Annotated in this window: 25 protein-coding genes; 9 read left to right on the top strand and 16 right to left on the bottom strand. The window is 44.4% G+C overall.

What is annotated here, in order from left to right:
* Nucleotides 1–323: 323 nt before the first annotated feature.
* Together HL061_RS02335 and HL061_RS02330 are read left to right on the top strand one after the other, a co-directional pair.
* Nucleotides 324–1,226, top strand: a complete 903-nt coding sequence (locus tag HL061_RS02335; protein ID WP_252962462.1) for a D-Ala-D-Ala carboxypeptidase family metallohydrolase — start codon at nucleotides 324–326, stop codon at nucleotides 1,224–1,226.
* Between the two features lie 353 nt (nucleotides 1,227–1,579).
* Entirely contained in the window at nucleotides 1,580–2,074 is a 495-nt protein-coding gene (locus HL061_RS02330) for a hypothetical protein (RefSeq protein ID WP_252962461.1), read from the top strand.
* A 132-nt stretch (nucleotides 2,075–2,206) separates the two neighbouring features.
* Here HL061_RS02330 and HL061_RS02325 read toward each other — a convergent pair whose 3' ends face one another.
* From HL061_RS02325 to HL061_RS02315, 3 genes are all read right to left on the bottom strand, one after another.
* The gene (locus tag HL061_RS02325) at nucleotides 2,207–3,649 is read right to left on the bottom strand and encodes a pitrilysin family protein (protein ID WP_252962460.1); all 1,443 of its coding nucleotides are present in this window, start codon (nucleotides 3,647–3,649) and stop codon (nucleotides 2,207–2,209) included.
* A gap of 200 nt (nucleotides 3,650–3,849) precedes the next feature.
* Nucleotides 3,850–5,349: a pitrilysin family protein gene (locus HL061_RS02320; protein ID WP_252962459.1), complete on the bottom strand. Its 1,500-nt coding sequence runs from the start codon at nucleotides 5,347–5,349 to the stop codon at nucleotides 3,850–3,852.
* Nucleotides 5,350–5,413: 64 nt separating this feature from the next.
* Nucleotides 5,414–5,566, bottom strand: a complete 153-nt coding sequence (locus HL061_RS02315) for a hypothetical protein (RefSeq protein ID WP_186474399.1) — start codon at nucleotides 5,564–5,566, stop codon at nucleotides 5,414–5,416.
* Between the two features lie 752 nt (nucleotides 5,567–6,318).
* Here HL061_RS02315 and ftsY point away from each other — a divergent pair.
* Both ftsY and HL061_RS02305 read left to right on the top strand, forming a co-directional pair.
* Nucleotides 6,319–7,230, top strand: a complete 912-nt coding sequence (gene ftsY / locus HL061_RS02310; protein WP_228724683.1) for a signal recognition particle-docking protein FtsY — start codon at nucleotides 6,319–6,321, stop codon at nucleotides 7,228–7,230.
* A 54-nt stretch (nucleotides 7,231–7,284) separates the two neighbouring features.
* Nucleotides 7,285–7,857 (top strand): methylated-DNA--[protein]-cysteine S-methyltransferase, encoded by a 573-nt coding sequence (locus HL061_RS02305; protein ID WP_093069992.1) that lies wholly within the window; start codon nucleotides 7,285–7,287, stop codon nucleotides 7,855–7,857.
* A gap of 114 nt (nucleotides 7,858–7,971) precedes the next feature.
* Here the strand turns inward: HL061_RS02305 and HL061_RS02300 are convergent, their stop codons facing one another.
* Nucleotides 7,972–8,721: a YebC/PmpR family DNA-binding transcriptional regulator gene (locus HL061_RS02300; RefSeq protein WP_093070005.1), complete on the bottom strand. Its 750-nt coding sequence runs from the start codon at nucleotides 8,719–8,721 to the stop codon at nucleotides 7,972–7,974.
* Between the two features lie 318 nt (nucleotides 8,722–9,039).
* Here HL061_RS02300 and HL061_RS02295 point away from each other — a divergent pair, with 318 nt between their 5' ends.
* Entirely contained in the window at nucleotides 9,040–9,870 is an 831-nt protein-coding gene (locus HL061_RS02295; protein WP_093070013.1) for an ion transporter, read from the top strand.
* A 36-nt stretch (nucleotides 9,871–9,906) separates the two neighbouring features.
* Here HL061_RS02295 and HL061_RS02290 read toward each other — a convergent pair whose 3' ends face one another.
* Together HL061_RS02290 and aroQ are read right to left on the bottom strand one after the other, a co-directional pair.
* A complete protein-coding gene (locus HL061_RS02290) occupies nucleotides 9,907–11,208 on the bottom strand; it encodes an AarF/ABC1/UbiB kinase family protein (RefSeq protein WP_093070016.1) in 1,302 nt (433 codons plus the stop codon).
* 141 nt (nucleotides 11,209–11,349) lie between these two features.
* On the bottom strand, nucleotides 11,350–11,886 hold the full coding sequence (gene aroQ / locus HL061_RS02285; protein ID WP_093070019.1) for a type II 3-dehydroquinate dehydratase: 537 nt from the start codon (nucleotides 11,884–11,886) through the stop codon (nucleotides 11,350–11,352).
* Between the two features lie 417 nt (nucleotides 11,887–12,303).
* On the opposite strand from aroQ, the gene HL061_RS02280 reads away from it, so the two are divergent.
* Nucleotides 12,304–12,519, top strand: coding sequence for a cold-shock protein (locus HL061_RS02280; protein ID WP_058024053.1), 216 nt, complete (start codon nucleotides 12,304–12,306; stop codon nucleotides 12,517–12,519).
* Nucleotides 12,520–12,797: 278 nt separating this feature from the next.
* On the top strand, nucleotides 12,798–13,952 hold the full coding sequence (locus HL061_RS02275; protein WP_093070021.1) for a DEAD/DEAH box helicase: 1,155 nt from the start codon (nucleotides 12,798–12,800) through the stop codon (nucleotides 13,950–13,952).
* Nucleotides 13,953–14,065: 113 nt separating this feature from the next.
* Here HL061_RS02275 and HL061_RS02270 read toward each other — a convergent pair whose 3' ends face one another.
* The 7 genes from HL061_RS02270 to ilvA form a co-directional block, all read right to left on the bottom strand.
* Nucleotides 14,066–14,944, bottom strand: a complete 879-nt coding sequence (locus tag HL061_RS02270) for a sulfite exporter TauE/SafE family protein (protein ID WP_093070024.1) — start codon at nucleotides 14,942–14,944, stop codon at nucleotides 14,066–14,068.
* Nucleotides 14,945–15,043: 99 nt separating this feature from the next.
* Nucleotides 15,044–15,319, bottom strand: a complete 276-nt coding sequence (gene ccoS, locus HL061_RS02265) for a cbb3-type cytochrome oxidase assembly protein CcoS (protein ID WP_058024050.1) — start codon at nucleotides 15,317–15,319, stop codon at nucleotides 15,044–15,046.
* Between the two features lie 129 nt (nucleotides 15,320–15,448).
* Nucleotides 15,449–16,222, bottom strand: a complete 774-nt coding sequence (locus HL061_RS02260; protein ID WP_071001661.1) for a YdcF family protein — start codon at nucleotides 16,220–16,222, stop codon at nucleotides 15,449–15,451.
* Nucleotides 16,212–17,321: a UDP-N-acetylmuramate dehydrogenase gene (gene murB / locus HL061_RS02255; protein WP_071003614.1), complete on the bottom strand. Its 1,110-nt coding sequence runs from the start codon at nucleotides 17,319–17,321 to the stop codon at nucleotides 16,212–16,214. The genes HL061_RS02260 and murB overlap by 11 nt, the downstream gene beginning before the upstream one ends.
* Before the next feature lie 237 nt (nucleotides 17,322–17,558).
* Nucleotides 17,559–18,056 (bottom strand): low molecular weight protein-tyrosine-phosphatase, encoded by a 498-nt coding sequence (locus HL061_RS02250; RefSeq protein WP_083328818.1) that lies wholly within the window; start codon nucleotides 18,054–18,056, stop codon nucleotides 17,559–17,561.
* Nucleotides 18,057–18,262: 206 nt separating this feature from the next.
* On the bottom strand, nucleotides 18,263–18,685 hold the full coding sequence (locus HL061_RS02245; RefSeq protein ID WP_071001659.1) for a S4 domain-containing protein: 423 nt from the start codon (nucleotides 18,683–18,685) through the stop codon (nucleotides 18,263–18,265).
* A gap of 171 nt (nucleotides 18,686–18,856) precedes the next feature.
* The gene (ilvA, locus tag HL061_RS02240) at nucleotides 18,857–20,410 is read right to left on the bottom strand and encodes a threonine ammonia-lyase, biosynthetic (protein WP_071001658.1); all 1,554 of its coding nucleotides are present in this window, start codon (nucleotides 20,408–20,410) and stop codon (nucleotides 18,857–18,859) included.
* A 288-nt stretch (nucleotides 20,411–20,698) separates the two neighbouring features.
* Between ilvA and rpiA the strand changes: the two genes are divergently transcribed.
* Nucleotides 20,699–21,358, top strand: a complete 660-nt coding sequence (rpiA, locus tag HL061_RS02235) for a ribose-5-phosphate isomerase RpiA (protein ID WP_071001657.1) — start codon at nucleotides 20,699–20,701, stop codon at nucleotides 21,356–21,358.
* 119 nt (nucleotides 21,359–21,477) lie between these two features.
* Here the strand turns inward: rpiA and argF are convergent, their stop codons facing one another.
* From argF to dnaB, 3 genes are all read right to left on the bottom strand, one after another.
* Nucleotides 21,478–22,401 carry an ornithine carbamoyltransferase gene (gene argF / locus HL061_RS02230; RefSeq protein WP_071001655.1) on the bottom strand — a complete coding sequence of 308 codons (924 nt, stop codon included), beginning with the start codon at nucleotides 22,399–22,401 and terminating at the stop codon, nucleotides 21,478–21,480.
* 216 nt (nucleotides 22,402–22,617) lie between these two features.
* Entirely contained in the window at nucleotides 22,618–23,724 is a 1,107-nt protein-coding gene (gene alr, locus HL061_RS02225) for an alanine racemase (RefSeq protein ID WP_071001654.1), read from the bottom strand.
* 164 nt (nucleotides 23,725–23,888) lie between these two features.
* Nucleotides 23,889–25,292: a replicative DNA helicase gene (dnaB, locus tag HL061_RS02220; protein WP_071001653.1), complete on the bottom strand. Its 1,404-nt coding sequence runs from the start codon at nucleotides 25,290–25,292 to the stop codon at nucleotides 23,889–23,891.
* Nucleotides 25,293–25,590: 298 nt separating this feature from the next.
* On the opposite strand from dnaB, the gene pdxA reads away from it, so the two are divergent.
* Entirely contained in the window at nucleotides 25,591–26,673 is a 1,083-nt protein-coding gene (gene pdxA, locus HL061_RS02215) for a 4-hydroxythreonine-4-phosphate dehydrogenase PdxA (RefSeq protein WP_071001651.1), read from the top strand.
* Nucleotides 26,674–26,950: the final 277 nt, after the last annotated feature.

Genomic DNA, 26,950 nt, shown 5'->3' with positions numbered 1-26,950 from the left:
GTAAAAGGGAGAGGTTATCTAAGCTGTCTTATATAAAATATGTGATGAGTATTTGACGGTCTCTATTCTAATAGAAGCTCACGGACAAAAAAACAAGCAGATACTTAACATCTAGGCAATAAAGTCACGTAATTATAAAAGTGATAAGGATAAGTGTTAATTACGAATATCCTGCCTCAGATTAGAGGCGATAGTTTAGCCTGCTTGCTGAAAATTTGATAGTATCGATAAAACGTTTTTAGCGGTAGATTCCTGCAATGATAAAATCAAAAAACCATAACTATGGACAAATCCAGAAGCCTATTCTTGCACTGGTTGTTTGTATGAGTAGCATCAGTGTTCATGCCGCTATCATCAGTGATAATAGTGAACGCCGTATCGAAGTGCGTCAAGGCAGTGGCGACACTAGCAATGCTTATATATCGCCTTCTAACAATGTCTCTAGTCAGCGCCCTGGTGTCACTATGTTAAGTGGCGCAAATGCATCAAATGGCGATAGTATGCAAAGCTTGATTGCACAAAAGCAGCGTGATTTTGAAATTGATGCCAGTCTGTCTATCGAGGAAAACAAACGCGTCAATGTGAATCAACGAAGACCGACTTATAATACAACTTACCGTAATAACAGCTACAGCACAACGAATAACACCTATAATAGTGCTAATAACGATCTTACGAGCATGGACTTTAATGCATGGCTCAACAGCAATAGTTACCGTGCCAGGCAAGTAGCCGAATATCAGCGCTATTTGAACGCACGTGTGGGTGCACAAAATGTACCACCACTGTCTCAGCTACTTACCACCGCGCGCAGCTGGGACAAATGCGGTTATGAGCCTTATCAGCTGCCACCGCGAGAGTTGTGGGCCAATATCGTGCCAACACTACACCTCTATAGTGAGCTAAAAAATCAAGGCATTTTGCCTCTAAGTACTGAGATACGCTCGGTGTATCGTAGCCCTGGGCTGAACGACTGTGCTGGCGGTGCTGGCAGTAGCAAGCATATGAATGCAAGTGCCATGGATATTTGGGTGCCAGAGTACGAAGACAACCTATGGCGGCTTAGTACGATGCAGGATGGCCTGTGCCAGTTTTGGCAATATCAAGGACAGTCTTACAACTTTGGCTTGGGTTTATATGCCACAGGTGCGATTCATCTAGATACCGATGGTTATCGTAAATGGGGTTTTAACCATACCAGTAGTAGCTCTTATTGTCGCTATTAGATAGCTAAGGGTTAACGCGTCATAAGCAAGCGCACACTCAAATTAGTGACAATAAAAAAACGAGAAACAGTATAATATCGCTTATAAATTTTACAGCTAAATGATTAGTAGGATGAGCTGGCTAGACGCGCAAGTTCACCAAAAAAATGTTTGGAATTTAATATTTATGTTCTAATATGAATATTTTCATTTACTATCTTTATATCCTTATCACTCTTCAAGGAAGAAGATTATGGTTATTATAAGCGGGATTTATGACAAAGCAGCATTCAGCAGTTGCAAGATGCAGTAAATCGAATGAAAGGAAACAACGTTTTTTTCGCTCAAAATATATTTACACCACGTTAATAGGAATGGCATCATTTTCCATATTATTGGTGAGTGCCTGCAGTCCAGAACCCTATCCTGAAAACAGCTCGCTGGTGACAGATAAAACTGCGCTAACACGTGATAGCATCGCACAAAATTCTGAAAACATTGAAGACAGTATTAGAAACTCTTATGCTCGTTTGGCCTCAGAGCGCGCTGATGTATGCCCAAAGTTGATAGAAGAACAGGGTAGTCAGGTTATTGAGCGCGTTGCAGAAGTAATGGTAAACGATTATTGTGACTATTTCCTATATCCTCGAGAGGGTCAGCATATTTCAGTCGCCACCAACAATCGCCAAATCGAAGCCTTACTTATAGTTCCCGCGCTACATAACTTTGCTAATGGTGGTTATAAGGTCATGTCTTACGACAAGCATATCATTCGACTGAGCTATAATGGTGCCACCTATAAGCCTCAAAACCTCAATTACGACATCGTAATGACCATTTCTGATAACTCTGATAAAGAGTATTCGTAGTCTTTTTTGATAGCACAAGTCAGTCACAAGATAATAAGCACATGAGTGATGAGTCGGGCATACTGAATCGCTCATCACTCACGCTATTTGTTATCTAACTGAGTGAATTTAACCTAGCTTATTTCCCTCTTGTTATTTGGTCGTTTTTGTCGTAGCTTCTATCCCCTTCCAAGGATCGTCTTGCCCAACTGTCACGATTAAAAAGTTATCCGGATTTAAGGTATCGCGCAGCGTTTTGTTGACCCCTGACAGCGTGACTTGATCAATACGGTTGACATAATCGGCCAAGTAAGTGTTTGGCAATTGATAGAAATTCATCATTCCTAACAACCCATTGATCCCTGCGTTACTTGCAAAACCCATCGGGAAGCTATTTTTGAGATTGTCTTTGGTCAGGCGTATCTCGTCCTGAGTGACTCCTTTTTCTAACGTGTCATCGATAACCGCTAAGCTTGCATCGATTGCCGCACGTGCTTTGTCATTACGTGTCGAAAAGCCAATCTGATAAGGCCCGCGTGCTAGCATCGGATTCATTGATCCTGAAATACCGTAGGTGTACCCGAGATTTTGTCTAATCTCAGTCATCAAACGGGCATTAAAGTCACCACCTGCCATTACCTCGTTACCAACCGCAAAATTGGTTTGCTGCTGCTGGGCTGTTGGATTGGTTGCACGTTTACTGCCTAATTGTCCCATCAATACGGTAGTTTGGGTACTTGGGAAGGGAATATGAATGTGCTGTGATTTAGTGAGAGGTTTAGGCTCAGGTAAATCAGCGGCAGCTTGACCAGCAGATAGTTTAGTCGTGATATCTTCAGCCAGTTTTTTCGCCTGTACCAAGGTCAGATTGCCTGTCATAGCGATAGAGGCATTTGCCGCCACTAAATACCGATTTTTAAAGTCTATCAGCTGTTGCTTCTGGATAGTTGGCACGCTCTCTAGCGTACCGACTGAGGGATGAGCGTAAGGATGACTGCCGTATAAAGCCTTATCAAAGGCAATACTGGCAAGACTGCCAGGGTCTTGTTTTTGCTGCTGTAAGCCAACGAGTAATCGTGACTTGTTACGTGCTAATACCTCGTCATTAAACGTAGGCTCACTCACCATTTGCGTCATCAAATCAACAGCTGGTAACAGGTGTTTATCGTCTGATAAGCTGCGTAGCGAAACAATGAACATATCCTTATAGGCACTACTGCCCAGATTGATGCCTAGTGTTTCAACAGCACGCGTGAACGCATCTTCATCTAAGCTTTTGGAGCCCTGCTCAAGCATCGTTGCGGTCATGTTGGCGATGCCAAAACCGTCTTTACTGATGCTGCCATCACGGGCACTACCAGCATTGAAACGTAAGTCCACATCGACGATCGGTAAGGCTGTGGTCTGAACGAACATGACAGGAACGCCAGCTTTGGTCTTAAACTCTTGAATCGTTGGCACTGTGACTTTTAAAGATTTGGCATCATCGATACTGGTAAGTTTAGATAAAGCTGCAATCGGCGCACTTGCATCAACAGCAGTAGGGGCTCGGTAATCTTCAGCGCCTGTAGTGTCGGCTTGGGCAGTATTAGCCAATATACTCAACGCAAAAACTATGCTGGTACTAAGGTATGATAGCTTTTTTAATGGGAGATTAGATGATGTAGAGGGCAAAGCATTACTCAAAGATTTGTGTGTTGCTTGAGAGTTATATTTATTCTGAAACATGATGTTCTTCTTATTAAGAATACGGTTATATCGTCGCTTTTATGAAACGTTCTGATAACAGGCAGTATTTATTGTGCTTTGGTAGTGTTCTCTTTCGGGGGCACAATATGCATCACCGTTAAGTTGTCCTTAACCAAATACTTCTTACTGGCAGCCTGAATGTCAGCGACACTGATACCATCTAGTTTGGTTGGTAACTTAGCAAGTAATCTGTCATCTAGCCCGATAGACTGTAGTGAGCCGATCATACGTGCTTGTCCTTCCATGCTATCTTGTGCATATACTAGGCCAGTGACGGCATTGGTCTTGGCGCGACTGATTTCATCGGCAGCAATGGGATCGGTTTTGAGTTTTTCTATCTCTGATATTATGGCTTGTTGCGCTTGCTCTAAACTGACACCTTCACGTGGTGTCGCTTGAATCATAAATAGCCCATCGCCGCGATCTAACAAATCGTAAGAAGTACCAACCGTGGTCAGTAGACCTTGCTCACGTATCAATCGACTCTCCAAGCGTGCAGATAGACCGCCATCGAGTACGTCTTGAGCAAGCGAGAGGGCGTAAGCCTGTTTTTCATTGTTTGCGCCTGCTGTCACTAGGCTAGGTACGTTGTAACCCATAAGTAGGACGGGCACTTGCACCGCTTGCTCAGAGTCTACTTTTTGATAACCACGAAAGCCTTTTTGAGTGACAGCGTTACGCTTAGGTACGTTGCTTGGCGCCAGCTCACCAAAATAGCGTTTGACTTGAGTGAGTACTTCTTGTGGTTGCACATCGCCGACGATGACTAAAGTAGCATTATTGGGTGCATACCATGTCTTGTACCAGTCTTTTAGATCCGAGAGTTTGATGGATTCTAGCTCACTCATGGGCCCAATGACAGATTCACCCTTTGGACTGTTAGGCAATGCTAGCAAACGAAATAATTCGTAAGCTTTGGCAAGGGGATTGTCATCAGTACGCTGACGTCGCTCTTCCATGACGACTTGGTGCTCTTTGGTAAACTCTTTGTCATTGAAGGTGAGGTTTTTCATTCGATCTGCTTCAAGCTCTAACGCCAACGGCATACGATTGGCAGGAAATAGCTCGTAGTAGCCCGTATAATCATAGCTGGTAAAAGCATTGTTAACCCCGCCAAACTTGGCAATCAACCGCTCGTAATCATCACTTGAAACATCAGGAGTGCCTTTAAACATCATATGCTCAAGTAAGTGAGAGATGCCGCCTTTATCCAGCGGCTCATCTGCCGAGCCCACCCGATACCAAATCTGGGTCATGGCGACGGGTGCACGGTGGTCTTCTTTTATGACCACTTTTAGGCCATTTTCTAACTGGTATTCATGTCGACCTGACATATCCATTGTCAAAGCAGAGGGCTTTGCCTCATCAGTTGTTTTATTTTTACTAAATGCGCTTTGAGATGACCCATCTGTCGTGACCGTATTTTTTGTAGTGGTAGTCGTGCTAGAAGGTAATGCGGTGGTTTGACAGGCAGAAAATAATGTTGCCACCGTTAGAGCACAGGCGATACGTAATGGCGTAGTAGTGAGCGTTGAAGACAATGGCATGGTATGGTCTACTTATATAAAATAATGACTGAAGTGATGGACGTAATCATAGCAATACAATGCATCACAGTGATGTCTGTGTGCCAACCATGACACTAGCGGTCGGTCTAATATCTTGCGTCGTATTGCAACCTGCCACAGATAATACAGTTGTCGTTAGCAAAATCGCCACACTGATATTGGCAATGCTTTTATAGTGTTTAGAGAGTGATGACATAAGCGTTTCCTAATAAGAATTTTTAGATGAGTCTTGGTAGAGTAGGCGAAGTCTTGCAAGGAACAAGTCAGAATTTTGTGTCCAAACCTTAAGCAAAACTCTCTCAAATCATTATGTGATTTTTTGAGCAGATAATTTTTGACGACAGTCTACTATGGTAAGGGCTAAGCGCGACTTGAATTATGCTAAAATAGGCTAAAGTCCATGGTCATATAGCTGGCAAGCTTATGACAATCTAAAAATCCATTTACAATAAACAAATAATTAATAGCGATAACTTTTAGGGCAAACTTATGAATAACCCAAACAATAGCAACCGTGTGGTCATCAATCTTGATGATGGTCTCGATGATTTAGATGACGATGATATTACCTTACCCAGTCTACCGGTGCAATCGGTGCCAATCATTGATGAAACAGAGCGTGCTGCGCTACAAAGGGATAATACGGCAAATCCAGATGTCTCAAACAATCAGGCAGCAGAAAATATTGCTTTGGCCACGCCAATTGTTATGACAGAAGAGCATAACGTCCCTAAAGGTGCCTCTGAGAGCTTTTCAAGTGCTAAAGAGACAGGCACTACGAGCAAACCTAGCACTGCGACAACCATTCCTGCCATGCCATTACAAGAGCAACTTGGGGATACACCAAGGGTAAGTCCAGTCGCTAGCAGCAATACCCAAGCAGCCACGCCACAAGAGCCTGCTGCAGAGCCACCAGAAAATAAGAAAAAAGGCAGCTGGTTTAACCGTATGAAGACGGGGCTGAGTAAGTCACGTAAAAATTTGGCCGAAGGGATGGTCAGCATACTTATCGGTGGTAAAGAGATCGATGACGAGCTGTTAGAAGAGGTCGAAGATCAGTTATTGGTTGCTGATATCGGCGTTAATGCAACCAACCGTATCATCAAGAACCTGACCGAGCAGACTGCCCGTGGTGACTTGATTTATGCTCACTCACTCTATAAAGCCTTGCAAAGTGAGCTGGTTGATATCCTAACGCCTAAGGTTGAGCCGCTGGTGATCGATACCAGCAAAAAACCATTTGTTATCTTAGTTGTGGGTGTCAATGGTGTTGGCAAAACCACAACCATCGGTAAGCTCGCCAAGCGCTTACAAGGTGAGGGTAAATCAGTCATGCTAGCGGCAGGGGATACTTTTCGCGCGGCTGCCACCGAGCAGCTACAGATTTGGGGCGAGCGTAATCATATCCCAGTGGTGGCACAAGGTCATGGCTCTGATAGTGCTTCTGTCATTTTTGATGCGATGCAATCTGCCAAAGCAAAAAATATCGACGTACTCATAGCAGATACCGCTGGCCGTCTACAAAACAAGACACATTTGATGGCAGAGTTAGAGAAAGTGGTGCGCGTGATGCGTAAAGCTGATCCAAGCGCTCCGCATGAAGGTATGATCGTACTCGATGCTGGCACGGGTCAAAATGCCATTAACCAAGTTGAGCTATTTAACAAGATTGTACCATTGACAGGTATCACCATTACGAAGCTAGATGGTACGGCAAAAGGTGGCGTGGTGTTTAACATTGCCGAAACGACAGACGTGCCTATCCGCTATATTGGTGTGGGTGAGTCGATTGATGACTTGCGCGCCTTTAGTCCGAAACAGTTTGTCGCCGCTTTGTTTGAGACAGATGACAAAGAGTAGAACCGCTATTTGTAACGGCTAAACAATCTTTAAAATAATTTGGAAATCAAAGCCATGATAGTGACCGAAGCATCTTTTGGATCGTATCGATTAACGCTCATTGCCCGTCTCGATGAGCATGACCAGCCTGTGCTCGTTGAAGCCAACTGGCTGCTGCCCGGTAATACTTGGCACAGCTCAAAATCTGTCCCCAAGCTTAAAAAATATTATGGCCTGACAGATGAAGACTTTACCTTTATAGACAGCAATAGCCTAAGCATGAAAGAGCCTACTCAAGCTTTACTGATAGAAACGATTTTCCAACTCAAAGATTATGCTGCTGGTAAACGCAAGACATTGGACTTGCCCTTAGATTTTTCTATGGGTACTGAGTTTCAACAAAGCGTATGGCGGGCACTACAAGAGATTGGCTATGGCGAAACCATCAGCTATGCCACCCTCGCGCAGCGTGTTAATAGCCCGAAGGGGTTCCGCGCGGTTGCACAGGCTAATGGCAAAAATCCTTTTAGTATCATTGTGCCTTGTCACCGAGTGATTGCAAGCGACGGTAAGCTTGGCGGTTATACAGGTGGATTAGATAAGAAGGAATATCTGCTGGCGCTTGAAGGGGTTAGGTGTAGAACGTAAAGATAAATATAACGCTTCAACTATTGAATGAGTGAGCAGAAAAAAGCACCAAACCGACAATTGATTGGTGCTTTTTCTGGGGGTGTTCTTGCCAGTATTTAGTTATTAAGCTGGCTATCCCTCAAGCTGCGCCATGACGTCAGCAGAGAAGTTCACGTTAGTATAAACTTCTTGCACATCATCCGCATCTTCTAACATATCGATCATCTTTAGGATTTTTTCAGCATCTTCCACATTGTCGATTTCAGCCGTGGTAGATGGTGACATGGTGACTTCAGCATTGTCAGAGACAAGACCAGCAGCGTTAAGCGCGTCTTGAACTTGACCGAAAGTTTCCCACTCAGTGATGACAAGCAAGCTTTCACCATCGTTTTCGATATCAACGGCGCCCGCATCTAGTGCCACCATCATGACTTCATCTTCTAGGCTTACATCATTAAAAGTGATCTCGCCGCGTTTGGTAAACAGATAAGCCACTGAACCTGAAGTACCAAGATTGCCATCACATTTGGTAAAGGCGTGACGGACTTCACTGACCGTACGATTGAGGTTATCAGTCATGGTTTCGACCAGTACCGCTACACCGCCGACACCGTAGCCTTCGTAACTGACTTCTTCCATTTTTTCATTATCACCGCCGCCTGTACCACGGTCGACAGCACGGTTGATCGTGTCGCGAGTCATATTGACTGATAGCGCTTTTTCGATAACAGCACGTAAGCGCGGGTTTTTGTCAGGGTCGGGGTCGCCTTGTTTGGCAGCTGAGACGATTTCACGAATAATTTTGGTAAATATTTTACCTTTTACTGCATCCTGACGGGCTTTACGGTGTTTAATATTTGCCCATTTTGAATGGCCTGCCATATAACATCCTTAAGGTTTACGTATTATTTTTTATGTGCAAGAAGGCGATGAATTACAGCCTTCGATGTCTGATCACCTTGTTTTATACTATCATTATTTTGTCTATATCAGGTAATAGCGCTACTTGCACGTTAACGATTTGTATGTTGTTGAGAGTGCTTTTTTGCTACACTGTGGCAAATTATAGATTGTATTCACTGTGATAAGTGAGCAATATTATAAACCAGTTTTAACTATTTTGACCAACTTGCCCTTATCCATCACATTTTAAGTCATGGAACGCTATCAAGCCATTGATTTTATAAAGTTACTGATTCTATGAAGCGACCAACTGCTGAAGCCCTAACACACTTGCGTAACCGTACGCATATTATTATTGAAGGTACAGATACCCGTTTGGGTAAGCTCTTTGATATTGTATTATTGATTGCGATTTTGACCAGTGTGGCTGTCGTCATGCTTGATAGTGTGTTGTACATGCGCTTGCAATATGGCACGTTGTTTTTTTATGCAGAGTGGTTTTTTACGATTCTATTTACCATTGAGTATGCACTAAGGTTGTTTTCAGCACCCAATCGCTTGCGCTATGCGTTTAGTTTTTTTGGCATAGTGGATTTGTTGTCTGTTTTGCCAAGCTATCTCAGCTTACTATTTGTAGGTGTGCAGTATCTACTTGTCATACGAGTGCTACGTATCTTACGTGTATTCCGTGTCCTAAAACTTAAAGCCTATATGCAACAAGCAGGTTTTTTGGCTTCTGCACTCAAAACCAGTCAGCAGAAAATTACCGTTTTCTTCTTGTCGCTTGTGCTATTGGTAACCATCTTTGGTTCAATCATTTACGTAGTAGAGGGGCCTGAGAACGGGTTTACTAGTATTCCATTGTCTATCTATTGGGCGGTCGTCACGATGACGACAGTTGGCTATGGTGATATGTCGCCCAAGACGCCGTTAGGCCAAGCAATTGCAACCATGGTTATGATCACAGGTTATTCGATTATCGCTGTACCGACAGGTATTTTTACCTCTGAGCTGGCTCGTAATATGCGTCCGCAGCTTAATCCTGTCACTTGTCCGAACTGTGGTAAATTCGGTCATGCAGTGGGCGCAGACTTTTGCGATCGCTGCGGGCACGCGCTCCACATTTAATGACAGGTTTGACTGTTATTGCCAATTGATCGCTTATTATACGTCAATGTACTCATCAACGAGCGGCGAGAGGTCAGTCTCAACGCCAAGATTGACCAGATTCCAGTACTGTCCAGATACGGTACGGTCTAACATCATGGTGGTGGCAGAGGGCTGAAACTGACCGAAGTATTTTAATGAAGTGCGCATTTGGGCAATCACCTCATGGTGTATTTGACTGCTACCAAAATCAAATGGCCCTTCTTGGTATGGGCGGATAGATAGTGGTTTTAGACCAATAGATAGCCATTTTTCATAAAACTCGCCAGGGATGTTTTTATCATCATCACGGCGAATATCTAAGGCGACAAGGTCTTGCTCAAGCGCGGTCACATCGCCTTTGATAGCATGCTTGGCAAAACGACGGAATAGTTGGACCTCGCTATCACTGTAACTACGGATACCGCCGAAGTCATACGCCACAACACTACCATCCTGCCGAAAAGCAAAGTTGCCTGGATGCGGATCACAATGCATACGGTACAGACTAAATAGTTGTCCTGCGGTAAAATGAAACAAGCGCTTTGCTATTTTTTGCTTAATGGCATTGTCCCATGTTGCAGCGACGGTCAATGTCTCTCCTATCTCCTCAGTCAGTGTCAAAATCCGTCTAGAAGAGTGGCTGCTAATGACTTTTGGGATAATGAGACCTTCATCATCAGCATGAAAGGCACCAAATACACGCAGATTGTGCGCCTCTTTGGTATAGTCCAACTCGTCGTGTAGACTCTGTCGAATCTCATTAAATAACTGCTCTTGCAACTGCTTACTCATATTGAGCACACCTGCAATTTTTAGCGCCATGCGCACCTGTTTGAGGTCGCTATCACAGTTTTCATCGACATCAGGATACTGGACTTTGACCACGACCCTTTGTCCAGAAGGTAGCACAGCTTTATGGACTTGCCCAATAGATGCTGCGGCAAATGGCGTCTCGTCAAACTCACTGAACAGCTCTGCCATCGGTGCTTTAAGCTCACGCTCAACTTGTGCACGTATTTGCGCATAAGGCATGGGCGGTGCATCTTTTTGGAGTTTTTCTAGGGCAGTTGCGACCTCAGGCGGGAACACGTCTTTGTACTGTGAGGCAATTTGTCCGACTTTCATCACCGCACCTTTCATCTCACCCAACGTCTCGGCAATCTGGATACCCACGTCTTGCATCAAGTCTGAGCGAGCTTGTAGGCGCTTTTCTTCGTCACTCGAGAGATGCTTAAACGAGTTTTTAGCGGCTTTGCCGGCGATGCTTGCTGTCATGCCAGCGAGTTTCATAAAGCGCTTTCCGGACGTTTTTGCCATTCATATCACCATATAGTGGATTGTTTTGCTCAGTCATAATTCTATTATTTTCATCAAACAATTACTGTTTAACTAATGTGTGAAAAATAAGAAGTTTTACTTTATTAACAAAGCTAGTAATCTATAAAATTAGAAAACACCTTAAGTGCTTGTATTGACTGAATAAATATTGCTTAGCCAGTAGTCTAGTGCCATCTCATAACCCATATGACCCAAACCACAGATGACACCGACTGCGACATCGCTCAAATAGGAATGATGCCTGAAAGGCTCACGTGCATGGACATTGGATAAATGGACCTCTATAAAAGGCTTCTGTGTCGCTAGTAACGCATCGCGTAGGGCAACTGAGGTATGGGTAAAGGCAGCAGGATTGATAATAACGGCATCAGCTTGGGCAGATTTTTCTGCTAATAAACCATAATATTGAATCTTATCTACTAGATCGCCTTCATGGTTTGACTGTACACAAATTAATTCAATGCTGTGCTGAGCGGCTCGTTCGACCAAGCGTTTTTCGATATCTACCAGCGTCATATGGCCATAAATTTCAGGCTCACGCTTACCCAATAAGTTCAGGTTGACGCCATTCACCAATAGCAGTTTGTGATTGAGGGTCTGATCGATGTGTTGGTCAGCAGGATTTTCTGCTGCTGTAGATGGAGAAGAGGACGTCATAGTAATCTCTATCGCTGTTTAAATATGTGAATGATTTATTATAATGAATAAGGTATGCATGACAAATAGGTTGCACACGCTGATCCAGCGTATCCCTTTATAATAGCAGCTTGTAGGCTGGGTTATAAAAAAATTACAGGAAAAACTCACCCATGCCTTAAAAAGCGTGTTAAAAGTCTTTATGTTGCTAAAAACCCGTGCTATGATATTTTTTATGCAATAAGTATTGCAAGTTTGTTACTGTCATTGATATGAGAGATAGTTTGCAAGATTGGCTTTCTTTTATATAAGCGTTTTAAAGATGACTGTGACTAGATTAGTACTCTTAAGTTTTTGATTTCATCATCTTAGATCCCGTTTATATGCAATGTTGCAAAGGAATTTGGGGCTAAGCGAACTTTTTTAGGAAGTAATATTATGTCAGCTCGTGAGCAAGGTATCGTTAAGTGGTTTAATGACTCAAAAGGCTTTGGTTTCATTCAACGTGACAGCGGAGAAGATATTTTTGTCCATTTCCGCGCGATTCAGGGTGATGGCTATCGTTCTTTAAAAGATGGCGAAAAAGTTGAGTTCAGCGTAGTAGAAGGTGAAAAAGGCCTACAAGCTGAAGAAGTCAGAAAGTTAGAAGAGTAATCTATCCAGACATTAAAGCAGTTTAGTTATAATGTCTGTATGAACTACTGATATACTACTGAGTCAAGCCCGTATTGTCTTACCCATGTTGAGTGAACAACAGCATATTTGGTAGGTCAGGTATTGGGCTTGGCTTTTTTTGTACCCGTATGTCTAGCGGCCATCTATAGATATAATGTTGCGACTACTATTGGTCACGCTTATGTCAGTATAAAATTTTATTGTGAGCTGATTTGTGATTGATAAAATACAAGCAACTAATTTAAAAGGATATTTTTTTGAGTAATTTTACAACGTTTACTGATTTGCCACTTTCAACCGCGACCCTGCGGGCAGTGAGTGATTTGGGATTCACGGAACTCACGCCGATTCAGGCGAAAATACTACCGCATACACTAGCAAGTCAAGATGCCATCGGACAGGCGCAAACGGGAACGGGTAAAACAGCAACGTTTTTATTGACAATCATGGAAGCGTTACTCAAACGTCCTTTTACGCATGATGAAACGCGTTATCTAGGTGAGCCGCGTGCCGTGATTATGGCGCCAACTCGCGAGCTGGCTCAACAGATATTTGAGGACTGCATTGCACTGACCAAATACACCTCATTACACAGTGTCTGTATTATGGGTGGGACCAATTACGAAACCCAGCAGCATGAGCTTGAGCGCCAATACGTTGATATTTTGGTGGCGACGCCTGGCCGTCTAATTGATCTTGCCAATAAAGGCATGGTGTATTTAGATCGAGTAGAGGTGCTGGTGCTTGATGAAGCAGACCGTATGCTGGACATGGGTTTTATCCCTGATATCAAGCGCCTTGTGGGGCGTATGCCCGCCAATACAGACCGTCAAAGCTTACTGTTTTCTGCTACTTTTAACCAAGATGTGATGAATTTGGCGTATCGCTGGTTGCATGAGCCGCAGTTTGTGGAAATCGAGCCAGAACACAAGACCAGCGAATTGGTTGATCAGCACTTTTACTTACTGACAGAAGATCAAAAACTCGAAGCCCTTCAGCGTATTATTAGTGAGGAGGCCGTTGAAAAGGTCATTGTATTCGCCAATCGCAAAGATCAAGTCAAGCGTCTCTATCATAAACTGCGTCAAGCGCATAAGATTGTCATGCTCTCAGGTGATGTAATTCAGCAAAAACGTGAGAAATACTTGCAGCGCTTCAAGGATGGTCACACGTCTATCTTGGTGGCGACAGATGTTGCAGGGCGCGGTATCCATGTTGATGATATCAGTCATGTCGTTAACTATACCTTGCCCGATCAACCAGATGATTATGTCCACCGTATTGGTCGTACGGGCCGCGCTGGGCAAACAGGCATTAGCATTAGCTTTGTCAGTGAAGATGACGCATTTAATATACCAGCATTAGAGAAGCATTTAGAAACCAAGTTTACGCTTGAGCAGTGGCAGGAATAATTGCTATAAATAGGTAACACTTAACCAATAAACCCCTTAATATCATTTTTGATATTAAGGGGTTTTTGTACGCTTGGTAAAGTCCGCGCAGTACTCGAGTTATGTGTTAGAAATTATTGACCATGATGCATGGAGGTGGCGTCATCACCCATATCATGCATGCTATGATCCATATGATTATCCATGTCTTGCATATCATGATCCATAGCTGGCGTCATATCGTGATTCATCTGATCTATATTATGAGCATCTGTCTCAGACATCATAGCAGAGTGGCTACTATGATCCATCTGTGCGTGTCCACCACCATGCCCGCCATGCATGTTTGCCATGACCATAGGAACGACAGCAACTGCCAAACCTGAGAGTACCATCACCGCACCATTTAACTGCCTTAAGCGAAAACGACCAATCTTGTCACGTAACCAGCCGACTGTCTCGTGCGTTGCAACTAACATCGGCACCGTGCCAAGACCAAAAACAAACATCAACGCTGCACCGCTTAATGGGTTGTGAGCCACCACCGCGATGAGTAGGGCGCCATATACCAAACCGCAAGGCAAAAAGCCCCAAAGCAAACCAGCTGTCAATGCACGTGGAAAGGTGTTTAGGGGAAAGACCTTTTGGCGTAGCGGGCTGAGGTATTGCCAAAAGCGCATACCAAAACGCTCGAGCTTATTCAAAAAAGGTGCGCCAAGCATGGTCACACCCACAAAGACCAACACTGCGCCCAGTAAAATACGTGGCAAGCTATTGCCTTTCATGAGTGGCTCTAACACCGTCGTACCGATAAATCCTGCCAGCAGACCTAACAGTGCATAACTGCTCAGACGGCCAAGATGATAGGTGGCCACCAGCGCGCGGCGTTTAGTAGGACTGACATCTTTCATAGACAGACCAAATGCCGTCACAAGACCGCCACACATACCCAAACAATGCGGCGAGCCAAAAAACCCCATCAGTAATGCCGCAGCAAGTAAAGCCATGGTCATGGATGCATCTCCTAAAAGTCATAAAGGCCGTATCTATAGACACGATTATTATCTAACGAAAGCTCATCATTACACGATGAAAAGAGAGAAGAATAAAGGTTAGATTTTTGTGTTTTTCTCTACATCAGTACGAACGAGCGCATCTTTATCAACGTTATCATCTGACGGCTCGGTATCAGCAGAAGGCTGAGACTGCACCGCGCGCTCATGAGCCTGCATGGTTTGCCTGCGCTCTTGACGATCATCCAATATGATACGCTGTGATGCATTGTCCAAATCTTCGAACTGGTTTGATTTTACCGCATAACGCACCGCCCAGATGGCAACCACAAATAGCATGAGACTTAATGGGATTAATAAAAATATACTGAGCATGGTAACTCTCTTCAATAGCAGTGTCTTTTATTATTATACACCCATCGCAAATGCAGTGGATGATCTGTAGCGATTAGAATGAGGCGTAGCATCATATGACGATATTAGCTGCGCGTTTAGTATAAAAACCTATTCATCAGATGCTTTTTTGGCACTGCCTCGCGGTGTTAGGAGCTGCTGTGAAGTCACATCATCGGCGTGACGACAGTTCATTTGCGGACGTATCACATCCCGTAGATAGGCGGCGATTTCATAAACAGCCCGCCGTGAATGACTTAGGTTTTGCGCAGGTTTCATCCAGTCGCGTCTCACTGGCAATGGTGCGCTAAGCGGTGTGCTATTAATACCATTCAAGGCAAACTGTCTGCGCGCACGTGCCATATGATAACTATCAGTAATAAGGTAAACGTGATGAAGCGGAATACGCTTGGCTGTAAAACGGGCGTTTTCGCACGTATTCATACTGGCATTTTCGCTTATCAGCCCATCGATACCATGCTCAATGAGCCATTGACCTAGCCAAGGGGCTTCAGCGCCGCTTAGTACAATAGGTAAGGGAAGATCGTGATAGGCCCCAGCCGCGGTACGGACACGATTCAGGCTATAGCGATTGAGGATGATTTGATTGTTATTATCATTAGTTAGACCACCGCCTAATACCACGTAAGCAGTCGGCGGAGAGCTCATAGCAGCAGAAGGCATTTTTGGTAAAGGAAGAAGCGCAAATATATAGACAACGGCTTGTGAAAATAGCGGTGTGAACAAACTGATTAGGACTAAAATAACAGACGTCGAGCCTAATACAAAGGTAATATTGATGATACGGAATAGCTTCACCATTCGTTCGGCTGAACGCAAATAGTTTCGCCATAAGCGTTTAGACCATGATTGTTTAGACCACATGCTCAGGATATCCAATTGAGCCATCAGCATTCACCCAAACTGGCTCACGTGATAGCTGAATTGCAAATTTCTCATAGACGATGTTGGCGATATAGCGCTGTGCTGTTTCCACATCTTCTTGAGTTGCTTGATAAGGAGTATGATTGGTCAGTACCAGCGCCTGATGTTTATGAGTCATGATAGGTGCGATGCCGCCCCCTTTTAATCCTGCTTGCTCGATGAGCCAACCTGCGGCAACTTTTACCATCGCGTCAGGCATCGGATAACCAACGATAGCTGGATAAGTTGTTTGCAGCGCCGTAAATTGATCTTGACCAATAATAGGATTTTGAAAAAAACTGCCACAGTTAGGTAGCTGTTTTGGGTCTGGTAGCTTTTGTTGTCTAATATCTATAATGGCTTGCATAACGTCATGAGGATTGGCTTGCTCGCGCTCTTGTTGTTCCGCATAGCGCTGCGCCACAGTCTGTACATCTCCATAGCTGGCTAAAATATGGGTGGGATCTGTATGCAGTCTAAAAGCCACGCGGCTGATCAGCCATGTATTTGGCGTGCGTTTAAAGATACTATCACGATAGTCAAATTGACAGTCGGCCGCTGATAAATGGTGCCAAGTTTGTGTCGGTAAATGATAGGCGCGTACATATTGTAAGCAGTCTTCTAATTGCACACCGTACGCACCAATATTTTGTACTGGCGCTGCACCAGTTAGGCCAGGTATGAGCGCAAGGTTTTCTAACCCATACCAGCCTTGATTGACTGTATGTACGACTAGATCATGCCAGTTTTCGCCCGCCATTACTTCGATATCAACATAATCGTCGGTTTGTGCAGTCAAATGAATACCGCGCATTTTGGGTTGCAATACCACTGCATTTAACGCTGCTGGTAATAAAACATTGCTACCGCCAGATAAGACAAATAATGACAGCTGATGCTCTACATCCTCTGCATAGGTTGCCATAAAGTCATCAAGCTGTGCCTCATTGGTCAACGTCACTACAGAGTCAGCGACACACGACAGTGCCATCGTATTGCTATGTGCCAAATCGACTGAATTACTGACTAACAGAGTCGCTGATGAGTCATTTATAGTCATGGTCTGAGCGTCGAGATCAAGGCGTGCAGCTTGGGTCATAACATAGCCTATGGGGCAAAAGGATAATAAATAATAAGGTAGCTATAGTTGATTCAATTTAAAAGAGATACAAGGCAGTTGAGTACAGACGTAACTGTGTTACTTCAAGCACGGTTAACGCTGCAGCTCTTTTATAGAGGATTAACCATATTATAGAGGATACCGGATGCAAGAGTAGCAGAAATATAGAATTTATAGCTAGCAAGCCTTCCAGCTTTCGATCCAAGCTTGGGCGCTTGATTCGATGCGCTCGATCACCTCTTCGAAATCATCGTTATCGCCTTTATATGGATCTGGCACATCACTGCCGCAATAGGTAGGGTCTTCTTCACTAAATAGGGCCAGCTTTGCCAAGTCCTCTTCTGACTCTGCCATGTCGTCTTTAATGGCTTGTAGGTCAGCCAAATTCTGTGAATCCATGGCTAAGATCAAATCAAAATCACGGAAGTCATCGGCGCTGACTTGGCGTGCAACCAATTTATTAATTTTGTAGCCATGTGATTTCGCATGGCGCTGCGAACGTGGGTCAGGTTTGTCGCCGACATGTGAATCACTGGTACCTGCTGAGTCTATCTTTATTGAGAGTCCAGCAATCGCCGCTTGCTGACGGAAAACTTCCTCAGCGGTAGGGGAGCGGCAGATGTTTCCTAAACAAACCAATAATACAGACGAGGGAGTACAGGCTTTCATCAGCATAATATGACCTTCTATAACAAAAAAACATGCTATAAGAAACCAGCACTGTTAATGCGGCTTTTATTAGCATGCAATCGATTGAACCAACGACTAGCGTAACGCTTAATCGCTTGAATGGCAAGGACAGAGACTAGACAATAGCGTCACTTAATACTGGGTTTATGACAATGCTATAGGTAACTGGGTGATGCGAGGGTAATGCTGTATCAATCTTGATTGCTTTTGAAGCGCTGTAAGTCACGGCGCTCTTTTTTGTTGGGCTTATTATCAGGACGAGCAAGGTTGGCCAGTTTGCGCTGTTCAGCATAATAAGCACGCCGCGTTTCGCTCTCTTTGGTCTCTGAGTATAGCACCTCAGCGGCGGTCGCATTGCCCCGCTGTGCAGATAGCGCCTCAACAATGACAGTCTTTTCAGTCATGGCGGTCGCTGAGCCTTGACGAATGGTTAGCTCATCGCCGACTGAAATCTCTTTACTGGTCTTGACGCGGCTGCCACCATAATGCACACGTCCGCTTTCAATGGCTTGCTTGGCAAGGGTGCGTGTGCGGTAAAACCGAGCGGCCCATAACCATTTATCGAGACGAATTTTGACCAAACCTTGGGTGTTATCATCAGTATTTTTTTTCATAAAGCTCACTCTGTATTTGTTTTTATATCAAATAATATGAGGGCATATTTGGTATTTACAAATAAGGTTTTGTGTTCGTCGCCGTCTGTAGCAGATTATAGAAAGTAAAAAGCGACCCATCATATGACAAGTCGCTTTTATAATAAGGTCTAAATATATCCCGTTAAGTCATTATTTCAAAAATAACTGATAGCCAATATTGTCATTGACCGTCGTGCAGTCATAGCCGATGTCTAGTAAGGCGTCTTGTAGCTGACGAGAGTTGCTTTCTGAGGCTTGTAGACCAACCAGTACACGGCCTTCAGCGGCACCATGGTTGCGGTAATGGAATAAAGTGATATTAAAGTCATCGCCCAATTTTTCTAAGAAAGTCAGCAGGGCGCCCGGACGCTCTGGGAATATCACTTGTAGTAACTGCTCGTTTTCGACCTTAGCGTGACCACCAATCAAATGACGGATATGTGACTTGGCGATATCATCGTCAGTCAGATCGTGAGCGGTATAGCCATCATTTGCCAATTGAGTACTAATAGTTTGACGCTCTTTTTCACCTTCTTTTAATGCAATACCGACAAAGATTGAGGCAGGCTCCATTGAGTCTGGTGACTTTTTGCTATCGGCACGGTAGTTAAACTCAGTAATATTACGACCGTGCAGACTGCGGCAGAAGTTCAAGAAAGCGCCAGTTTGTTCTGGTATAGTAACCCCAAAGATAGCTTCTTTTTTCTCGCCAATCTCAGTGCGCTCAGCAATATAACGCAGACGGTCAAAATTCATATTAGCGCCGCAAATGATGGCCGCGCAGTTTTTGCCTTGAATATTGTTCGCTGTGATATATTTTTTCATACCAGCAACTGCCAACGCACCTGCAGGCTCTACGATACTGCGGCTCTCCTCAAACACATCTTTGACTGCTGCGCAGACTTCATCGTTGCTACAGGTGACGACGTTAGGCTCCACGATAGGGCCTGAATTGTCACTTTTCTGAGTACGCACGACGTCAAAAGGCAGTTCACCAATTTGCGCGACTGCCACGCCATCGACGAACAGTCCGACTTGCTCAAGTTTGACACGTTCACCCGTTTCAAGTGCGGCTTTTAGGCAAGCTGATTGTTCCGCTTCTACCGCGATCACTTTGACATGCGGTGCCACTTCTCCCAAAAATGCGGCGACACCTGAGATGAGACCGCCACCACCAACGGCAACAAACACATAATCCATGTTACGCCACTGTTGGGTCAACTCAAGCGCGATGGTTCCTTGCCCAGCAATCACCAATTCATCATCATAAGGCGGTATAAAGGTCAGGCCCTCGCGCTCAGCACGATCTATTGCATAGCGGTTTGCTTGATCAAAACTATCGCCATGCAGATCGACATTGCCACCAAGCGCTCTGACGGCTTCTACCTTAATATCAGGCGTAGTCGTTGGCATAACGATGATGTTGTTTAGTGACAGTTTGCGCGCAGAGTAAGCCACGCCTTGAGCATGGTTGCCTGCTGAGGCGCAGATAACGCCGCGCGCTTTTTGCTCATCGCTTAGCTGACTGATACGGTTGTAGGCACCTCGTAACTTAAAAGATTTGACAGGTTGTAAGTCTTCACGTTTAAAACGAATGTCATTGGCAAAACGTTGGGTCAGCTTGGGCGCCGTTTCAAGTGGTGTTTGAATCGCAACGTCATAGACGGTGGCTTGTAGTATGGCTCGTACCCAGTGTGACAGCATAGTAATCCCTAAACAGAATGAATATAAAAATGAAATAGATTAGCCTATGCTGATTTTGAGTATCTTGCAAGACTCAATTGCAGTTTTCTTGGGATTTTATGCCTGAATGAATATAAAGTGAAAGCGTGTGGTGAAGAACGTTGTGAGATAAGTATTATATGACTACCGAATTAGAATTGTGATTGCGCTAACATCGATCAATATCATCGGTTATAATAGCCACGCATTTTATTTGTTTTAGCCTTTTACTTTTTTTAAGACCATACGTTTATTTTCCAAGGATTTATGATGAGTGATCAGCAAGCACAAAAGCAAGCCGCCGCCCGCGCTGCCCTAAGCTATATCGAAGATGATATGATACTTGGGGTGGGGACGGGTAGTACGGTCAACTGTTTGATTGAGTTGTTGCCACAATTGAAGCTTGCTGGTGCGGTTGCCAGCTCACAGGTGACTGAAGACAAACTGCGTGCGCTTGGTATCGAAATTGTTGATCTAAACTTTGCTGGTACGCTTGATGTTTATATCGATGGTGCTGATGAGGTCAATGAGCACTTGCAACTTATCAAAGGCGGCGGCGGTGCATTGACTCGCGAAAAGATCGTCGCGGCTGCTTCCAAAAAGTTTGTGTGTATGGTTGATGAGAGCAAAAGCGTTGAGATCTTAGGTCGCGCGTTTCCAGTGCCGATTGAAGTCCTGCCGCAAGCGCGCTCTTATGTCGCGCGTCAATTAGCAAAATTGGGCGGTGAGCCTGTCTATCGTGAAGACTTTGTCACTGATTACGGCAACGTTATTCTAGATACTTATGACTTGGATGTGAGTAATCCAATCGCGCTTGAAAAAGAGCTGAATAATATCGTGGGTGTGGTCTGTAATGGTATCTTTGCGGCAAACCAAGCGGATGTGCTATTAAAAGCCAGTGCAGATGGCGTAACAACGCTTACGCGCTAATACAGTCTCAAGAATACAGTCTCAAGCCATTTTTACAGATAAAAAGCCGTCCAAATCTGAACGGCTTTTTTATTTATGAACGGACTAATAACTTATCTTACTGTTTTTTACACGGTAAGTTAGGCAGGTAGTTTGATTTTGTCTTTTAGCAAAAACTCCATCAAGGCTTTTTGCGCATGTAGACGATTTTCGGCTTCATCCCACACAACAGAGCGCGGATCATTTAGCATATCATGAGAGATCTCCTCACCACGATGGGCGGGCAGACAGTGCATAAACACCACTTCAGGGTCGGCTTTGTCTAGTAGAGACGGCGTCACTTGATAAGGGGCAAAACGACGTGCGCGCGTATTTTGCTCGGACTCTTGACCCATACTTGCCCATACATCGGTGACAATCAAATTAGAATCTTTGGCTGCGTCTTGTACGTTTTCGACCAAGCTCACGCAATGTGAGAAGCGTTCCATAAGTTTCGGATCAGGCTCGAACCCATAAGGCGCTGCCACGCGTAATTCAAAACCAAACTGATTGGCGGCTTGCATAAATGACGAGCACATATTGTTGCCGTCACCGACCCACGTGACGATCTTATTTTCGATGCTACCGCGATGCTCATAATAAGTCTGCATATCAGCAAGCAATTGACAAGGATGGTATTCATCGGTCAACGCATTGATAATAGGGACGCTTGAGTATTCAGCAAAGGTCTCGACTTTTTCGTGCCCAAAGGTACGAATCATAATGATATCAACCATGCTGGAGATCACGCGTGCTGAGTCTTCTAATGGCTCACCGCGACCGAGCTGCGTATCGTTGGGTGATAAAAATATAGCATTACCACCAAATTGACCCATGCCGGTCTCAAATGAGATACGGGTACGCGTTGAAGATTTTTCAAATATCATGCCAAGCGTACGACCAACGAAAGGCTGATATATCTCGCCTGCGTGTTGCATCTTACGCAATTCGCTTGCGCGTTTGATTAAGTTTTCTAGTTCTTGTTTGGTTAAATCAGATAAGGTTAAAAAATGGCGCAAACTCATAGTAATCCTAGCAGTCGATCGCAGTCAGTGAAACGTCATCAGTCTTCAATATCATCGCGTCAGTGCGTATACTGGGTTGACAACAAACTTTTAGTATAGCGTATTTACTTTCAATGTAAACGTGCAATTTTATCAAGATCGAATGGCTTGCTAAATAGACCGAAATCGCATTAGCAAGCCATAGTACTCGTATGCTAATGCCTGTGCCGTTAATGATTATGCCTGTGTACGGTTTGGACGTATGCTGAGGCGACATAACAGCTCATAGCTAATCGTTCCAGCATGACCTGCCACTTCATCGACACGCGGCGCATCGCCCCAGAGCATGACTTTGCTATCCAAAGCAAGGCTTTCAGGCGTTTTGCTGACATCAATGACGATCATATCCATTGCCACACGCCCAATCACAGGACAACGGTAGCTTTGATTGTCGTTAGTATCGATGACGGTGACATAAGCGTCGTCACTTATTACACGCGGGTAGCCGTCTCCGTAACCCACACTCACGAGAGCGGTTCTGGTGTCTTGCTGCGCACGCCAGCGGCTACCATAGCCGATCGCATCATTGGCACTGACCGTTTGTAATGCCATAATTTGAGCACTAAATTCCATCGCGGGCTGCAAGTCTAACTCTTGTGCGCTTTTATCGACGACAGGCGAGCTACCGTATAAGATGATGCCTGGGCGTACCCAATCATAATGGTACTCTGGGAAGTTGACGATGCCAGCAGAGTTGCATAATGAGCCTTTGATATCTAGGCTAATGGTATCTTTCAAAGTCGCAAGTACGCTTGAGAAGCGCTCAATCTGCATGGCATTTAATGGATGGTCATGATCATCAGCATTGGCAAAATGGGTGGCTAGGATCAGCTGATAACCTGCTTCATGCAAACGCTTGGCTGCTGATAGCACACCCTCAGCATTGAAACCCAAACGGTTCATACCTGTATTATATTTTAGCCAAACCACATTAGTTGCACTACCAGCTGGCGGGAAGTTTTGTAGTGCCCATTCTAACTGTGGTCCGTGGTGAATCACGCAGCTAATATCATGATCAATGGCTTGTTGCCACTCATCAGCGCTAAATGCCCCTTCTACTAGACCAATGGTTTTCTCCCAACCTAATTGTCTGGCTTCTAATGCTTCGGTTAAAGTCGCAACCCCAATACCATCTGCTTGCTGCAGGGCTGGTAATACCGCCGCCACGCCATGCCCATACGCATTGGATTTGACCATCGCTAAGACTTTTGCTTGCGGTGCGCGTTGTTTTACTTGATTGAGATTATGAGTAATGGCTTTTGGTTTTATGGTAATGGTGCGCATAATCGCCTTCTTTATGAGTAGAATTATGAAGTGATAAAGCCAGTACAGCATCAATGGAGTTGATACTATACTGGCTATGTGGTTAAAGCTACTTACTAACTTGTGAGTAAGCCAAAATCGGTATGGGCTTACATTTTACTAAGACTTAAATGTTATAACGCTGATTACTCATCATTCTCAAAACTGACGCCTTGATAGTATTCTGGCGTTAGATTAATGAAGCGGGTGAATTGACCTTCAAAACCCAAGCGTACGGTACCAATAGGGCCGTTACGCTGCTTGCCGATAATAATTTCCGCCACACCTTTGTGGTCTGAGTTTTCATTATAAACCTCATCACGATAGATGAACATAATCAAATCGGCATCCTGCTCAATTGCACCAGACTCACGTAGATCCGACATAATTGGGCGTTTATTTGGACGGTTTTCTAGACTACGGTTAAGCTGCGACAAGGCAATCACGGGACATTCAAGCTCACGTGCGAGCGCCTTTAGACTACGAGAAATCTCAGAGATTTCCCCCACACGGTTACCATCTAGGCTCGGCACTTTCATGAGCTGAAGATAATCGACCACGATAGCACCCAAACGACCATCATGGTTTTTGGCGATACGGCGGCAGCGAGAGCGCATCTCGGATGGCGGTAGGGCGGTACTGTCATCAATATACAAATGCTTTGATTGCAGATGTTGAATGGCATTCATCATCTTTGCCCATTCATCTTCATTCATTTGCCCAGAACGTAGATGCGTCTGGTTAATCGCGCCCCATGAAGACAGCAAACGCATGACGATAGACTCTGCCGGCATCTCCATCGAAAACACCACAACAGGCAAATCTTCATTAAATAAAATCCCTTCTGCCAAGTTCATCGCAAAAGTGGTTTTACCCATAGAAGGACGAGCGGCGACAATAATCAAGTCGCCTGATTGTAGCCCTTGCGTTTTATTATTGAGCTCGACAAATGGCGTTTGTAAACCAATCATGCCATCGGGGTTGGATTTTAACTCTTGAATCTGATCGATAACATTGGTTAAGACCGAAGTAATACCGACAGGGCCACGCTGTTCCGCGCGTTTGTTATGCTGCTCATTGATACTAAATATCTTACCTTCGACATTGTCCAAGATATCACTAACGCTTTGGTCTTTCGGATTGTAGGCCAGCGCTAGCATATCATTACCCGTGGTAATGAGCTGACGCAGCGTTGAGAGCTCACGTACGCGCTGAGCGTAAGCGGTCAGGTTAAACAAGGTCGCCGGACTTTGGCTCAAAATATCAGCTAAGTAGCTGTCCCCACCTGCACCTTTGAGTAACTTTTGCGCCTCTAACCAGTCGTGTACCATGACCGTATCATAAGGCTCATTAACGGCTGCAAGGTGAGCAATCGCATCAAAAATATATTGATGTCGCCCCGCATAAAAGTCATCTTTGGTGACGATATCGGCAATCTTGTCGTACGCCTCTTCGATACTCATCAAAGACGCGAGCAATGCCTTTTCAATATCGATATTGTGCGGCGGTGTCTGATTGAGTAAGTCGTCGGTTTTGTCGTTTTCTGCCATGAGTGCCTAATGAGTCAAAATGGGTATAAAAAAAGATGTCGATGGTAGCGCAAAACAGATATGGTACATCTCTACGGTAGATGTACCAAAACGTGGTTTTAGATTTGCCTGCAAATGCTACAATCAGAAGCGAAAGTTTAACACATAATGTGATTTTTTAGGCTGGGTAAGCAACTAAATCTACAGTGATTGTTATGCATAAAATAAGAGACCGCATCCATTGTCTAAACGTAACAACTGAAAATATTGACGATAAATATAATAAAATCAAAAATTTAAATAAAATAAGGCTATTGCTATGACAGAACAAAAACGACCATTATTAATCACGACAGGTGAACCTGCGGGCATTGGAATGGATGTCGTATTGAATCTGGCGGCAGAGGGCAAGCTGCAAGATTTTGACCGTCCCATTTGGGTAACCGCTGATGCGAGCACGATGCAAGTCCGTGCAGAGGAGTTGGTTTCAGCTGGCGTGTTGACAGAAGTGCCTATTTGGCAAACCATTGACAACGAGGCTGGTGACTTTGATATGGACGCGGCCGAGCAGATAGCACAGCAGGATATAGATGCTGATAGTGCTTTTATTTTGCTTAACGTCCCTTGTGCAGGACCAGTTACTGGCGGACAAATCAATATTGCCAACTCAGCGATGGTGGCTCAGCAATTAGACATTGCTCATCAGTTAGCAGTAAATGGAACAGTTGCCGCTATCGTCACAGGTCCTTTACAAAAATCAGCGCTGATAGATGCTGGTATCAAGCTATTGGATGGCACTATGTTTAGCGGTCACACCGAGTTTTTTATGCAGCAAAGTGGCTGTGAGAAAGTGGTGATGATGCTTGCCAATCAAGCGATGAAAGTCGCGCTTGTCACTACCCATTTGCCATTAAAAGACATACCTGCTGCCATCACCGCGGATAATGTACGTCAAACAGTACAAATCGTTGTCAATGACATGAGAGAAAAGTTTGGCCTCACGCAGCCTCGTATTTTGGTGTGCGGTCTCAATCCACATGCAGGCGAGGGCGGGCATTTGGGTATGGAGGAGATTGAGATTATCAATCCAGTCTTACGAGAGTTCACCGATGCAGGCGTCAATATTTCAGAGGCGATGCCAGCCGATACGCTGTTTACCCCCAGACACTTAGCAAACTGCGATGCAGTCATCGCCATGTATCACGATCAAGGGTTGCCCGTACTCAAATCACACGGCTTTGGTGATACGGTAAATCTCACCTTAGGACTGCCTTATATTCGCACCTCTGTCGATCATGGTACGGCGCTAGACTTGGCGGGACGCGGCGGCGCAAGTGCGACGAGTTTATACCAAGCATTGAAGATGGCTAATGAAATGGCGGATAAGTCGCTTACTAATTGATATATTTGTTATGGCTCATCGCCGTATAGGTATTGTTCACGTCGTACTTGATTATTTTAGTGTGAATAATACCTATTTATAAATAATCAAAGACGACTTAATATAAGTGGTTCCATTATACCGGTCTGTTTTAAGTGGTCTGTTAATAGGTTCAAAGGGTTAAATAGCTGGTTCCCTTGGAGCATACTCATGTAGAACTGCATGTAATAACACTAATTTGGACTTTGATAATGAAAAAGGATAAACCATACATTGTTGTGGTTTAATATGACGTTAA

Origin of the sequence: Psychrobacter sp. PSP (assembly GCF_024085615.1) — a bacterium.
In the GTDB taxonomy this organism is placed as follows: Bacteria; Pseudomonadota; Gammaproteobacteria; order Pseudomonadales; family Moraxellaceae; genus Psychrobacter; species Psychrobacter pacificensis.
Note: the sequence above shows the minus strand (reverse complement) of the source record. Positions and strands in the feature narration are given on the sequence as shown.